The sequence below is a fragment of the Paenibacillus sp. FSL P2-0322 genome (assembly GCF_037975315.1).
GTDB classification, from domain to species: Bacteria; Bacillota; Bacilli; order Paenibacillales; family Paenibacillaceae; genus Paenibacillus; species Paenibacillus polymyxa_B.
Map to the genome: position 1 here is coordinate 5,351,903 of NZ_CP150243.1, position 13,407 is coordinate 5,365,309.

15 protein-coding genes and 1 other annotated feature are annotated in these 13,407 nt (G+C 45.9%); all 15 genes read right to left on the reverse strand.

Annotated features, from left to right (window positions below):
- Positions 1-106: 106 nt before the first annotated feature.
- On the reverse strand, positions 107-3,652 hold the full coding sequence (gene rpoB, locus MKY24_RS23780) for a DNA-directed RNA polymerase subunit beta (RefSeq protein ID WP_028542620.1): 3,546 nt from the start codon (positions 3,650-3,652) through the stop codon (positions 107-109).
- A 356-nt stretch (positions 3,653-4,008) separates the two neighbouring features.
- Positions 4,009-4,611 (reverse strand): class I SAM-dependent methyltransferase, encoded by a 603-nt coding sequence (locus tag MKY24_RS23785; protein ID WP_076294719.1) that lies wholly within the window; start codon positions 4,609-4,611, stop codon positions 4,009-4,011.
- 148 nt (positions 4,612-4,759) lie between these two features.
- Positions 4,760-5,125, reverse strand: coding sequence for a 50S ribosomal protein L7/L12 (gene rplL / locus MKY24_RS23790; protein ID WP_010348819.1), 366 nt, complete (start codon positions 5,123-5,125; stop codon positions 4,760-4,762).
- A 68-nt stretch (positions 5,126-5,193) separates the two neighbouring features.
- Positions 5,194-5,697: a 50S ribosomal protein L10 gene (gene rplJ / locus MKY24_RS23795; protein WP_013312168.1), complete on the reverse strand. Its 504-nt coding sequence runs from the start codon at positions 5,695-5,697 to the stop codon at positions 5,194-5,196.
- A gap of 74 nt (positions 5,698-5,771) precedes the next feature.
- Positions 5,772-5,923 (reverse strand) — a sequence feature (ribosomal protein L10 leader region).
- Positions 5,924-5,991: 68 nt separating this feature from the next.
- On the reverse strand, positions 5,992-6,684 hold the full coding sequence (rplA, locus tag MKY24_RS23800) for a 50S ribosomal protein L1 (RefSeq protein ID WP_013312169.1): 693 nt from the start codon (positions 6,682-6,684) through the stop codon (positions 5,992-5,994).
- 87 nt (positions 6,685-6,771) lie between these two features.
- Entirely contained in the window at positions 6,772-7,197 is a 426-nt protein-coding gene (gene rplK, locus MKY24_RS23805; protein ID WP_007432595.1) for a 50S ribosomal protein L11, read from the reverse strand.
- A 73-nt stretch (positions 7,198-7,270) separates the two neighbouring features.
- Complete coding sequence (nusG, locus tag MKY24_RS23810) at positions 7,271-7,804, reverse strand: transcription termination/antitermination protein NusG (protein WP_007432596.1); 534 nt, start codon at positions 7,802-7,804, stop codon at positions 7,271-7,273.
- A gap of 22 nt (positions 7,805-7,826) precedes the next feature.
- On the reverse strand, positions 7,827-8,018 hold the full coding sequence (secE, locus tag MKY24_RS23815) for a preprotein translocase subunit SecE (protein WP_013312170.1): 192 nt from the start codon (positions 8,016-8,018) through the stop codon (positions 7,827-7,829).
- Between the two features lie 20 nt (positions 8,019-8,038).
- A complete protein-coding gene (gene rpmG, locus MKY24_RS23820) occupies positions 8,039-8,188 on the reverse strand; it encodes a 50S ribosomal protein L33 (RefSeq protein ID WP_023990562.1) in 150 nt (49 codons plus the stop codon).
- A gap of 334 nt (positions 8,189-8,522) precedes the next feature.
- Positions 8,523-9,167 (reverse strand): RNA polymerase sporulation sigma factor SigH, encoded by a 645-nt coding sequence (sigH, locus tag MKY24_RS23825; RefSeq protein WP_016324748.1) that lies wholly within the window; start codon positions 9,165-9,167, stop codon positions 8,523-8,525.
- A gap of 162 nt (positions 9,168-9,329) precedes the next feature.
- On the reverse strand, positions 9,330-9,851 hold the full coding sequence (locus MKY24_RS23830; RefSeq protein WP_023990563.1) for an NYN domain-containing protein: 522 nt from the start codon (positions 9,849-9,851) through the stop codon (positions 9,330-9,332).
- A 4-nt stretch (positions 9,852-9,855) separates the two neighbouring features.
- Positions 9,856-10,602, reverse strand: a complete 747-nt coding sequence (gene rlmB / locus MKY24_RS23835; protein WP_023990564.1) for a 23S rRNA (guanosine(2251)-2'-O)-methyltransferase RlmB — start codon at positions 10,600-10,602, stop codon at positions 9,856-9,858.
- Positions 10,603-10,657: 55 nt separating this feature from the next.
- Positions 10,658-11,116, reverse strand: coding sequence for a ribonuclease III domain-containing protein (locus MKY24_RS23840; protein WP_339201003.1), 459 nt, complete (start codon positions 11,114-11,116; stop codon positions 10,658-10,660).
- Positions 11,113-12,516, reverse strand: coding sequence for a cysteine--tRNA ligase (cysS, locus tag MKY24_RS23845; protein WP_025723808.1), 1,404 nt, complete (start codon positions 12,514-12,516; stop codon positions 11,113-11,115). The genes MKY24_RS23840 and cysS overlap by 4 nt, the downstream gene beginning before the upstream one ends.
- Positions 12,517-12,540: 24 nt before the next feature.
- Positions 12,541-13,221: a serine O-acetyltransferase gene (cysE, locus tag MKY24_RS23850; protein WP_013312176.1), complete on the reverse strand. Its 681-nt coding sequence runs from the start codon at positions 13,219-13,221 to the stop codon at positions 12,541-12,543.
- Between the last annotated feature and the right edge of the window lie 186 nt (positions 13,222-13,407).

Consider the following 13,407-nt stretch of genomic DNA (forward strand, 5'->3'; position numbering starts at 1 on the left):
AGGTTTGATACCGCCCAGCAACACCGGGCGGTATCAAGAAACCTGATCCATTCTAGAATGGATCAAGGTATATAACAAAGCTGATATGAGTCAGTCAGCAGTCAAACTACTCTACGCCAACCTCAGAGCCTTCCAGATTCAAACTCAGCTTATCGCCGGTTGTGTCATCCTCATCATCAAGCTCTCTCATTTCGATCTCTTGTTCGTCTTCAGACAGAATCTTCACGTCCATACCCAAGCTTTGCAGCTCTTTGATCAAGACCTTAAATGATTCTGGAACACCCGGTTCAGGTACATTTTCACCTTTGACAATGGATTCGTAAGTTTTAACACGTCCAACCACATCATCGGATTTCACAGTCAAAATTTCCTGAAGCGTGTACGCTGCGCCGTAGGCTTCCAATGCCCATACTTCCATCTCCCCGAAGCGCTGTCCACCGAATTGAGCTTTACCACCCAATGGTTGTTGCGTAACGAGAGAGTAAGGACCTGTAGAACGAGCATGGATTTTATCATCGACCATGTGCGCCAGTTTGATCATGTGCATGACACCGACAGTAACTTCACGTTCAAAACGATCACCCGTACGTCCGTCATACAACACAGTCTTACCATTACGCTGCATGCCTGCCTCTTCCATTGTATCGAATACGTCATACTCCTTGGCACCATCGAATACTGGAGTTGCCACATGAATACCAAGACGCATTGCAGCCATACCCAGATGGACTTCAAGCACCTGTCCGATGTTCATCCGTGAAGGTACGCCCAGCGGGTTCAGAACGACCTGTACTGGTGTGCCATCCGGCAGGAACGGCATATCTTCTTCAGGCAAAATACGGGCAACGACACCCTTGTTACCGTGACGTCCAGCCATTTTATCGCCTTCGGAGATTTTACGTTTTTGAGCAATATATACACGAACCAACTGATTTACACCTGGTGGCAATTCATCACCATTTTCACGTGTAAACACCTTTACATCTACAACAATCCCGTCTGTTCCGTGAGGAACTCTCAAAGAAGTATCGCGAACCTCGCGTGCCTTCTCACCAAAGATTGCGTGTAAGAGACGTTCTTCAGCTGTCAATTCAGTCACACCTTTAGGTGTAACTTTACCAACGAGAATGTCACCTGCGCCGATTTCGGCACCAATACGAATGATTCCACGCTCATCCAAGTTGCGAAGCGCTTCTTCACCGACATTTGGAATGTCGCGAGTGATTTCTTCAGGTCCAAGCTTCGTGTCACGAGCCTCGGATTCGTATTCCTCAATATGGATCGAGGTGTATACATCTTCCTTAACCAGTTTCTCACTCAGCAGGATCGCATCCTCGTAGTTGTAACCTTCCCAAGTCATGAAGGCAACGACAACGTTACGTCCCAACGCCAACTCACCCATCTCTGTAGATGGACCATCCGCAAGAATATCGCCAACTTTGACAATATCTCCTCTGTTCACAATCGGACGTTGGTTGATGCAAGTTCCTTGGTTAGATCGCATAAATTTGTGTAATTTATACTTAACAATGTCGCCCTTCACTTCAGCGCCATCTACAGTTTCGATACGACGCAACCAAATTTCGTTAGCCGAAGAACGTTCGATAACTCCGTTGTATTTGGATACAACGCAAACACCAGAATCTTTCGCAGACTTGTGCTCCATTCCTGTTCCGACCAATGGAGACTTCGGAATCAGAAGTGGGACAGCCTGACGCTGCATGTTGGAACCCATCAATGCGCGGTTAGAGTCATCATTCTCCAGAAACGGAATCAATGCAGTCGCGACCGATACGACCTGTTTAGGCGATACGTCCATGTAATCGACACGGCTACTAGCCATCGGAATAATGTTATCAGACTGTTTGTTATAACGGACAATGACGACCTCATCCTTAAAGGTGTTTTCCTCCGTCAATTCCGCATTCGCCTGAGCTACGATGTAGTTATCTTCTTCATCAGCAGTCAGGTAATCAATCTGCTCTGTAACTTTTCCGGTTTTTGGATCTACCCAACGATAAGGTGCTTCGATAAATCCGTACTCGTTGATGCGTGCAAAAGTGGACAAAGAGTTGATCAAACCAATGTTTGGTCCCTCCGGTGTCTCGATAGGACACATGCGGCCGTAGTGACTCGGATGGACGTCACGTACTTCCATACCCGCGCGTTCGCGCGTCAAACCGCCGGGTCCGAGTGCAGACAGACGACGTTTGTGCGTTAATTCAGCAAGCGGATTCGTCTGATCCATGAACTGAGACAGCTGCGAGCTACCAAAGAACTCTTTAATCGAAGCAATTACCGGACGTATGTTAATCAGCGCTTGTGGCGTAATTACATTAGCATCCTGAATCGACATTCTTTCACGCACTACGCGTTCCATACGGGACAAACCGATACGGAACTGGTTTTGGAGCAACTCACCTACAGAACGTAAACGACGGTTACCCAAATGGTCAATATCGTCCGTACTTCCGATTCCGTGAAGCAAGTTAATAAAATAACTGATGGAGGAAATAATATCGGCAGGCGTAATATTCTTAACCGATTTATCAATATTTCCGTTAGCAATCAGTTTTACTACTTTACCATCCTCAATTGGTGAGAATACATCGATCGTTTGAAGTGGAATATCATTGCTTTCTAGCACACCACTCGCAACATGATACGTACGATGTCCTACTGATTCCTCCAGTTGGGCCAAAATCTCGTCCAACAGGCGGCGATCTACCATTTGCCCGGCTTCAGCGATGATTTCACCAGTCGTTGTATCAATCAAAGTCTCAGCAAGTCGTTGATTGAACAGACGATTTTTGATGTGAAGCTTTTTATTGATTTTGTAACGGCCTACGTTGGCCAGATCATAACGTTTTGGATCAAAGAAGCGCGCAACCAGCAAGCTCTTTGCGTTATCCAGTGTAGGCGGCTCACCCGGACGGAGACGCTCATAAATTTCAATCAGCGCTTTCTCGGTGGAATCCGTGTTGTCTTTATCAAGTGTGTTGCGGATATATTCGTCATTGCCGAGCAAATCCAGAATCTCAGCATCAGTGCCAAAGCCCAGCGCACGCAGCAACACCGTAACCGGAATTTTACGGGTACGGTCAATCCGGACATAGATAATATCCTTCGCATCCATCTCCAGTTCGAGCCAAGCCCCCCGGTTAGGAATTACCGTTGCGGTGTATGTTGTTTTCGCATTCTTGTCGACTTTTGTGCTGAAATAGACGCTGGGAGAGCGAACCAACTGGCTGACAATAACCCGTTCCGCACCGTTAATAATAAACGTACCCGTTTCAGTCATCAGCGGGAAGTCTCCCATGAATACTTCCTGCTCTTTCACTTCCCCGGTTTCTTTATTAATAAGCCGGACTTTTACCCGAAGCGGTGCTGCATACGTAACGTCGCGTTCCTTTGCGTCGTCAACGGTATATTTGGGTTCTCCGAGAGAATAGTCGATAAACTCCAGAATCAGGTTTCCAGTGAAATCCTGAATTGGCGAAATATCCCGAAACATTTCCCGTAATCCTTCCTCCAAAAACCAATCATAGGATTTTTGTTGGATCTCAATCAGGTTCGGAACCTCGAGTACCTCATTAATACGTGCATAACTGCGCCGAGTGCGTCGACCATATTGAACAAGATGTCCTGCCAACTTAAACTCACCCCTCATGTCTACTCACTTTAAAAATACATTGCGAACCTCTGTTTGTGACCTTATAATAAGACACATACAGAAGATTCAATCTTACAAATACAGAAAAGCCCTTACTCGAATGCATTCGAAAAAAGAGCAACGTATCTGCAGAATCCTCTTACCGGAAGATCTTCATCACTTGTAGATTTGCCCAAAATGGTTGTATTATACGTAATAGAGATAAATACTATACCTATCTACGCATAAATCTATTGACATTTCAACAAACTAAAGCCATGGAGGGCATCCTAATACTGACATTTTATAATAATATCACAGACCAGGATTCAAGTCAATGGTCCTATTGCATTTTCTCAAAAACTTTTTTCAGCCTTCAAAATTCGATAACCTTTATCCTTTGTAACTTCCTCTACATAACCGAAAAGGCTCTCTATCTTAGCACTCGCCGAAGGGGCCCCCTGCTTTTTCTGAATGACTACCCACAAAGCTCCACCCTCTTTTAAATGTTCATAAGCAAGCTCAAAAATGGTATGCACTGTTTCTTTTCCTGCACGTATAGGAGGATTCGTCAAGATCACGTCAAAACGTTCATTCTTCACTTCCGCAAACAAATCGCTTTGCTTAATGGTGACATTCTTAACCCCATTACGTTCCGCATTCTCTATCGCTAGTTGAACGGCTCGCTCATTAATATCAACCATTGTGACGTGTCCCTCGGGGACAAGCGCGGCTGCCGCCAAACCGATCGGCCCATAACCGCATCCTACATCCAATACCGAAGCTTGTGCAGGAAGCTGCATCGCTTCAATCAGCACACGACTCCCGTAATCAATTCCCTGCTTCGAAAAAACGCCTGAATCGCTGGCAAAACGGTATGACCGCCCCCGAAGCACTGTTTCCAGGCTCCGTCGTTCATGCGCCGTCTCTGGCCGCTTGGAGTAATAATGATCAGCCATTCATGCCCACCTCTTTCGGTTGTACTACCATCATAGCCTTTACAATAACCTTTCAGACATGCTGGTACTACCGTTTTACAGCAACAAACCCCTTGAAGATCACCTCAAGGGGTTTGTTTTAGTTCATTGTCTGCTAGAAAGCAGTCAATTATTTTACTTCTACAGAAGCGCCTGCTTCTTCCAATTTTGCTTTAATGGATTCAGCTTCTTCTTTAGCGATTTTTTCTTTCAGTGGTTTTGGAGCGTTGTCAACCAGTTCTTTTGCTTCTTTCAGGCCAAGACCTGTGATTTCGCGAACTGCTTTGATAACGTTGATTTTGGAAGCGCCAGCGCTTGTCAAGATTACGTCGAACTCGGATTGCTCAGCTTCTGCTGCGCCACCTGCTGCGCCACCTGCTACAGCTACTGGAGCTGCTGCAGTTACGCCGAATTCTTCTTCGATTGCTTTCACGAGATCGTTCAGTTCCAATACGGACATACCTTTAATTGCTTCCAAGATTTGCTCTTTACTCATGGTTGAACCTCCATTTAAATTCGTATTTTTTTGTTTTCAACTGCTATACAGCAGGTTTAATCCCTAACTTATGCGCTTTGCTCTTCTTTTTCTGCAACAGCTTTAACTGCAAGCGCGAAGTTGCGCACAGGAGCTTGAAGCACGCTGAGGAGCATGGAAAGGAGACCTTCGCGGGATGGCAGTTCTGCCAGTGCTTTGATTTCCTCAACACCGATAACGCGACCTTCTACAACTGCACCTTTCAGTTCCAGTGCATTGTTCTTCTTAGCGAAATCGTTCAAGATTTTAGCTGCAGACACTGCATCATCTTTGCCGAACGCGATTGCAGTAGGACCTGTCAATACTGCGTCCAGTTCAGTCAATTCTGCTGCCGCAGTTGCACGGCGGAGCAGTGTGTTTTTCAGCACTTGAAATTCGATTCCGGCTTCGCGAAGCTGCTTACGCAGCTCAGTTACTTGGGCAACATTCAGACCGCGATAGTCTGCAACCACAGTTGTTACGCTCTCGCGCAATTTTGCAGCTACAACTTCAACAGCTTCTTGTTTTGCTTGAATCACCTTTGCATTTGCCAAACTGTACACCTCCTGATCAATTTATCCGCTTTGTTCGAAGCACCCGATCTGGTGATCTTACAAAGCTTGCTTTCATAAGCATGAAAAAAGCCTCCGTAGAGTACGAAGGCTTGATAAATCTACATGGACGGGACAAGCCCGTCACATGAAACGTTCTATCATAACACCTCGGTAGGAAATTAAGCCCGAAGGCACCTACTGTCTACGGTAAGCATATTCAACTTTAATGGTCAGTCACAAGGACTCACAACTTTTATAGAATAACAAATTTGATTGAGTGTGTCAATCAAAATATTATCTGTAAACAGATGCGTTCACACGTGCACTTGGTCCCATAGTCGAAGAAATAGCGATGTTTTTCAGGTATACACCCTTAGCAGCCGCTGGCTTCGCACGGTTCAAGGCTTCAACCAAGGCTTTAAGGTTCTCGTTCAGCTGTTCAGCACTGAAGGAAGCTTTGCCGATTGGCGCATGAATTTGACCGGCTTTGTCGAGACGGTATTCGATTTTACCCGCTTTAATTTCTTGAACAGCCTTGGCAACGTCGAAAGTAACTGTGCCTGCTTTAGGGTTAGGCATCAAACCTTTACCACCGAGCAAACGACCCAGTTTACCAACCTCACTCATCATATCAGGTGTCGCAACGCAGACGTCGAATTCGAACCAGCCTTGTTGGATTTTGTTGATCATATCTTGATCACCAACAAAATCAGCGCCAGCCGCTTCCGCTTCTTTCACTTTGTCACCTTTTGCAAATACCAGAACACGTTGTGTTTTACCCGTACCATGCGGCAGGACAACAACACCACGAACAGCCTGGTCTTGTTTACGGGAATCTACGCCCAGACGAACTGCTGCTTCAACGGTTTCGTCGAATTTAGCAGTCGCAGCCTTTTTCACCAGTTCAACGGCTTCTAAAGGCTCGTAAGTTGCTTCGCTGTCAATCAGCTTAGCAGCTTCCAGGTACTTCTTACCATGTTTAGCCATAATGTTTTCCTCCTTATGTGGTATTAGCGGATATTCCTCCCACACTTGCCGGACAGTCAAACTGCCGGCACACGTAGATTAATAAAATTAATCTACGATGGTGATACCCATGCTGCGAGCAGTACCTTCAACCATACGCATTGCCGATTCTACGGAAGCTGCGTTAAGGTCAGGCATTTTTTGCTCTGCAATTTGACGAACAGCAGCGCGATTTACAGTTGCAACTTTCGTTTTATTCGGTTCACCGGAACCTTTTTCGATTTTAGCAGCAACTTTCAACAGAACAGCAGCCGGTGGAGTTTTCGTGATGAACGTAAAAGAACGATCCTCAAATACCGAAATTTCAACCGGAATAATCAGGCCTGCTTGATCAGCAGTACGAGCATTGAACTCTTTACAGAATGCCATGATGTTGACACCTGCTTGACCCAAAGCTGGACCTACTGGAGGCGCTGGATTAGCTTTCCCTGCAGGAATCTGCAGTTTTACCATTTTAATTACCTTTTTTGCCATGGATGACACCTCCTTGACTCAATAGTGGTAGACGGACCTATCGATCCTCCCACAAGAAACCTGTAAGAAAAATCTATATTTTCTCCACTTGAGTATAATCCAACTCAAGCGGGGTTTCCCGTCCAAACATGTTGACGTGAACCTTAAGCTTGCTCTTCTCAACCAAAATTTCTTCCACGGAGCCCACAAAATTCGCAAAAGGACCAACTTTAATTCGCACGGATTCCTTAACATCGAATTCAATCTTCGGTTTCGGCTCTACCATGCCCATATGCTTCAGAATCTGTTCAACTTCTTCTGGAAGCAATGGCGTCGGTTTGGAACCCGAGCCTGTCGACCCTACAAATCCCGTAACACCTGGTGTGTTGCGTACAACATACCAAGAGTCGTCGGTTTGGACCATTTCGACTAAGACATAACCAGGGTAGACTTTACGCATAACGGTTTTTTTCTTACCGTCCTTGGTTACCAGTTCTTCTTCCATAGGAACAAGAACACGGAATATCTTGTCTTCCATGCCCATGGACTCAACGCGTTTTTCCAAATTGGCTTTGACTTTGTTCTCATACCCTGAATAGGTATGAACGACGTACCATCTTTTTTCCATATCAAGCCACCTGGAACCCTTCCTAGATAATCGCTTCGATCACAGCGGAAATGCCGATATCGAGAACCCAAAAATAAATCGTGACGAACGCAATTGTCCCTATGACAATCAGCGTATAGTTGGTCAGTTCTTTACGATTGGGCCAGCGAACCTTCTTGAGTTCAGCCCAGCTTTCAGAGAAAAAGGAAAACAGAGACTTGAAACTGCGTTTCACGCCGACTACACCTCCAAAAACTATCTGGTTTCCCGATGAGAAGTCTGTTCGTTACAGGACTTACAGAATTTCTTCATCTCCATGCGGTCGGGGTGATTACGCTTGTTTTTCGTCGTTGTGTAATTTCTTTGTTTGCATGTTGTACAAGCCAAAGTAATAATTACCCGCATGATGTGCACCTCCCGAAGACATCCAACACCGGAAGTCTCATAATTGATCCTAAAAAAAACCGCGAATTTAGGCCTACCTAAAACACTTTATCACACGGGGTTTTCCATGTCAACGAATGTTTGCATACAATTCGCAGTCCCGGCTGTGGTGCATTTTAACATCTGTGCATCCTTTAAAACTGTTCTCTGAAAAGCTGCTTCAAAAATCAAGGCGATATCTATTATTCATCTTTTTTAGTATAAATCATTTGTAACACTTATAAACCTGCATAATCTACCTATAACGAATAAAAAAAGACTCGGACTCGAGCCTTTTCCCTGTCAGCCTCTACTTTCAACTATCTCTTACTTCCAGATACTTTTCAAGTTTACGCTTGACCCGTTGCAGCGCGTTATCAATGGATTTCACATGGCGGTCAAGATCCTCTGCAATCTCCTGATACGAACGTCCGTCTAGATACAACATAAGTACCTTGCGTTCCAGCTCGCTCAGAATCTCGGACATCTTGTCCTCAAGGCCCACAAACTCTTCCTGATTGATTATCAGCTCTTCAGGGTCACTTACTTGTGTTCCGCAAATCACATCGAGCAACGTCCGGTCTGACTCTTCATCATAGATGGGCTTGTCCAGAGATACGTAAGAGTTCAGAGGAATGTGCTTTTGTCGTGTAGCCGTCTTAATTGCCGTAATAATCTGTCGTGTAATGCACAACTCGGCGAAAGCCTTGAACGAAGCAAGCTTGTCTCCCTTAAAATCACGAATGGATTTGTAGAGACCAATCATGCCCTCCTGAATAATATCCTCGCGATCAGCACCAATCAGGAAGTAGGATCTGGCCTTGGCCCGCACAAAGTTTCGGTATTTGTTAATCAGAAACTCCAGCGCTTCCCCATCACCTTCATGGACTGCTCCGACAATGTCTTCATCATTTTTGTAATCAAACTTTGACAACATGATATCCTTGAGGTCCACACTCACTAACAATCCCTCCGGCTGCAACGCAAGGTACCCGTTACTCTCTCAAATATACGACAAGTATACGCGATGTAACCTGATACCGTCAACCACAACAACCTAAAAAAGAAGAGCGCTAACAAAATTGTCAATGGTTTCAAAATGGAGAAGGGTCCAATTATTGGTTTATTCTCTTCTCCATCGTTCAAACAACTTTCGAAGCTCCGGACTCAGTTTGGCATCTAGCGAGTTACGGGACAATTTGGCACTATCCTGCTGGATTCGCTTCTGCACTTCCCTTTCGGATTCCTCAATCTCGATCAGTAATTCCCGCGCCGACACCCTGAGTGCACCTTGTCCAAATGCGACATGTTGCTCTACCTGATCGCTTGTGGCTACGTAAATACTTCTTCTTTTACTGCTCAGCTCTCGAACCAATCGCTCGATGCACTCATCAGCAGTTTCTTTTTCTCTGGTAAAATAAATCTGGACTTTGCTCTGGGCAAAAGTTTTACCTAATCCTGGCACCCTGTAAGCATCAAATACGACGATGACTCTTCTGCCGGAATACGCCTGATGATCCGCCAGCCGTTCAAGAAGTCTGTCCCTCGCTTCCTGCATACCAGATTGTACCAGTGCGGAAAGTTCGGGCCAGGCTCCAATCATATTGTAACCGTCCACAAGCAGAACATCCCGCATGTCAGCCATATCGTTAGCCCCGTGCCTGTCGTCCGCGCAATACTTCGTACATGACAACACCTGCAGCTACAGAAGCATTAAGGGAATTAATTTGCCCCGCCATTGGCAGCTTGACGAGTACATCGCATTTCTCACGGATCAAACGGCCCATCCCTTTATTTTCGTTACCAATGACAATGGCTACCGGTCCCGTGAATACTCCATTCCCAAAGACAGGGTCTTTCGCTGTAACATCCGTACCAACTACCCATACACCCTCTTCTTTAAGACGGTCAATGGTTTGTCCCAGATTGTTTACACGCGCCACCGGGACGTACTCCACAGCACCTGCCGATGTTTTGGACACCGTTACAGTTACAGCTGCAGAACGCCTTTTCGGCACAATAACACCATGCGCTCCAGTACAGTCCGCTGTACGAAGGATGGAGCCCAAATTATGAGGGTCTTCAATCTCATCCAGCAAAATTAAAAACGGCTCTTCTCCCTTATCACGAGCAGTGGCGAGCAATTCTTCCACTTCAACATAGGCAAAAGGCGCAGCTTGCGCGACCACTCCCTGATGCTGAATGCCCGGAACCATTTGATCCAGCTTACGCTTGTCCACCTGCAAAACAATGATTCCTGCTTTTTTCGCCTCAGCTGTAATCGGCAGCGTCAAATGTTTTTGTGCATTATCCGCAATCCATATTTTATTTATCGTTCTGCCTGAACGCAATGCCTCCGTTACCGAATGCTTACCGGCAATCCATTCTTCTTCCATCTCTAGCTTCCTCCCGGGAAACGGACGATGCTTGTTCCATCCAGTCCGTTCCCATTTATGATTTTTCTGTATTTTCCATTTGTGCAATTCCGAACGTAATCAACTCTCTTAATCTGTCCAAATGTCCATCACAATAAAGAGATCCAACCAACCCTTCCAGTGCAGTGGCATGCCGATACTCAAGCACATCAGCATTTTTGGGCAAACTTCCTGATTTAGCATTTCTTCCTTGTCGGACAATATCGCGTTCTTCTTCCGTTAGTACCTTTTCCAATAGCCCCAACATGCGACTCTGCGCCTTGGCGGAGACTAGCCCTGTGGCTCGCCGATGCAGATAGTTTGGACGCAGGTTAGGCTGAGCCAACAAATATTGCCGGACAGCTACCTCGTACACTGCATCACCAATGTAAGCTAGTGCAATGGGGGGCATCAAACGGGCTGGCTTGGATGCAGGGTACGGGAACCAGTTCCCCGTACCTTCCGATGCTTCTGAGTTCATTGGCTTATCACTCATTTTCGCCGCCACCGCATACCCTGCGCCGTATCTTCAAGCACAATGCCTTTTGCAGCCAACAGATCGCGAATTTCGTCAGCTCTACCCCAGTTTTTGGTCTTACGAGCTTCGACACGTTCTGCAATTAACTGCTCGATTTCGTCATCCAGCAACTCTTCACTCGGTTCCGAATAAATGCGAAGTACGCTATTCATCGAATGAAAGGTATGCAATACAGCTTGTAGTTCCGCCTGATGTACGACATCTCGCTGCAACAAATGGTTTGCTTCGCTAACCCAATCAAATACAGCAGTAATCGCATCAGGTGTATTGAAATCATCATTCATTTTTTCGCCAAACTGCTGCAAAATTCCGTCGAGCTTCGTTTGCAGTTCCGTCGATACTCCCCCATTACCTTCCAGCGCATTAGCTAAACGATGCTTCACATTGGCAACTGCATTGGCGATCCGCTCGACACTGTTCTCCGCCTGACTCATAGTCTCTTGGTTATAGTTCAACGGATTCCGGTAATGTGTCGACAACATAAAATAACGTAAAGCCTCCGGCTTGTGGTGAGCGCGCAAATCTTTAACCAAAATACCATTACCGAGTGATTTCGACATTTTTTCATTATCTATGCGAATATATCCGTTATGCATCCAGTAGCGAGATAAAGGCTTACCCGTAATCACTTCAGATTGTGCGCATTCACATTCATGATGCGGAAATTGCAGATCCTGTCCGCCCCCATGAATATCCAGTGTATCTCCCAAATAATGGCGAGCCATAGCAGAGCATTCGATATGCCAGCCTGGTCGTCCATCTCCCCAAGGGCTCGACCAATGAATTTCACCCGGCTTCGCTGCCTTCCAGAGTACAAAATCCTCGGCATTTTCCTTGCGTTCATCCACATTGATGCGAATTCCGAACTGAAGCTCTTCCAGATTTTGACCTGATAGTTGTCCGTAATCTTTGAACTTTTTGGTCCGATAGAATACATCGCCATCATTTTCATAAGCGTAGCCTTTGTCTACCAATTCCTTAATAAAATCAATAATCAGGTCCATACTCTCTGTTACACGAGGGTTCATGCTGGCAGCAGGAACATTCAATCCTGCCAGATCCTCATGGTAGGCAGCAATAAATTTCTCAGCAACTGCCGAAACATCCATATCAAGTTCCCGAGCTTTGCGGATTAGTTTATCATCGACATCCGTAAAATTCACCACATAGTTTACATCATAGCCCAAGTACTCCAGGTAGCTCCGCACCACGTCAAATACAATTACAGGTCGTGCATTGCCAATATGAATGTAATCATACACGGTAGGTCCGCATACATACATTTTAACCTTTCCAGGCTCCAGTGGCACAAAAGGCTCCCGACTCCTCGTCATTGTATTATAAATTTGAAGCGGCATTGTTATGTTCCTCCCTCATGAAAATCATTTTTCTAATTTATTCTCTTGGGTCACCTGATGTTTCTGAGCGGATGGCCCATCCTTCAAATCAGATATTTCTGCACGCAAACGTTCAATTTCCCGTTGAAGTTCTCTCATAGAGTCCACAACCGGATCAGGCAATTGATGACTAAGTCGGTCTGGCCGCCTACCATCCTGTCTGACAACTCGCCCCGGGATGCCCACCACCGTACTGTTTGGTGGGACTTCTTTGAGCACAACCGAGTTGGAGCCAATGTTGGACTGTGCCCCAATCGTAAAAGAGCCCAATATCTTCGCACCAGAGCCGATAACAACATTATTCCCAATGGTCGGATGGCGCTTCCCTTTCTCTTTCCCAGTCCCGCCGAGTGTGACCCCCTGATACAATACGACATCGTCGCCAATCTCACAGGTTTCACCGATGACAACTCCCATGCCATGGTCAATGAACAGCCGATCTCCGATACGAGCGCCAGGATGAATTTCAATGCCTGTCATAAACCTCGATACCTGGGATATAACACGGGCTAGAGTACACCAGTTTCGCAAATAAAACCAATGTGCGATTCGGTGTGCCCAAAGGGCATGAACGCCGGAATACGTAAAAATGACCTCAAGCTTACTCCGGGCGGCCGGATCATTATCCAAAACAGTCTGAATGTCGGATTTGAAATGTCTGAACATGTCGCCCTCCTATTCCCTTCATATCCTTGCCGCATCATCACAACACTTCACGTTCCGCCAATTTTCGCATCCACCAGCACTCTTCGACATTTTTCTATCTATAATGAGTCTGAGTCTGATAAAAAAGAAAAAGCGCCTCCGCAGCCTAAGCTGCAGAGACGCATGAACGTGGTCCCACTCTGCTTC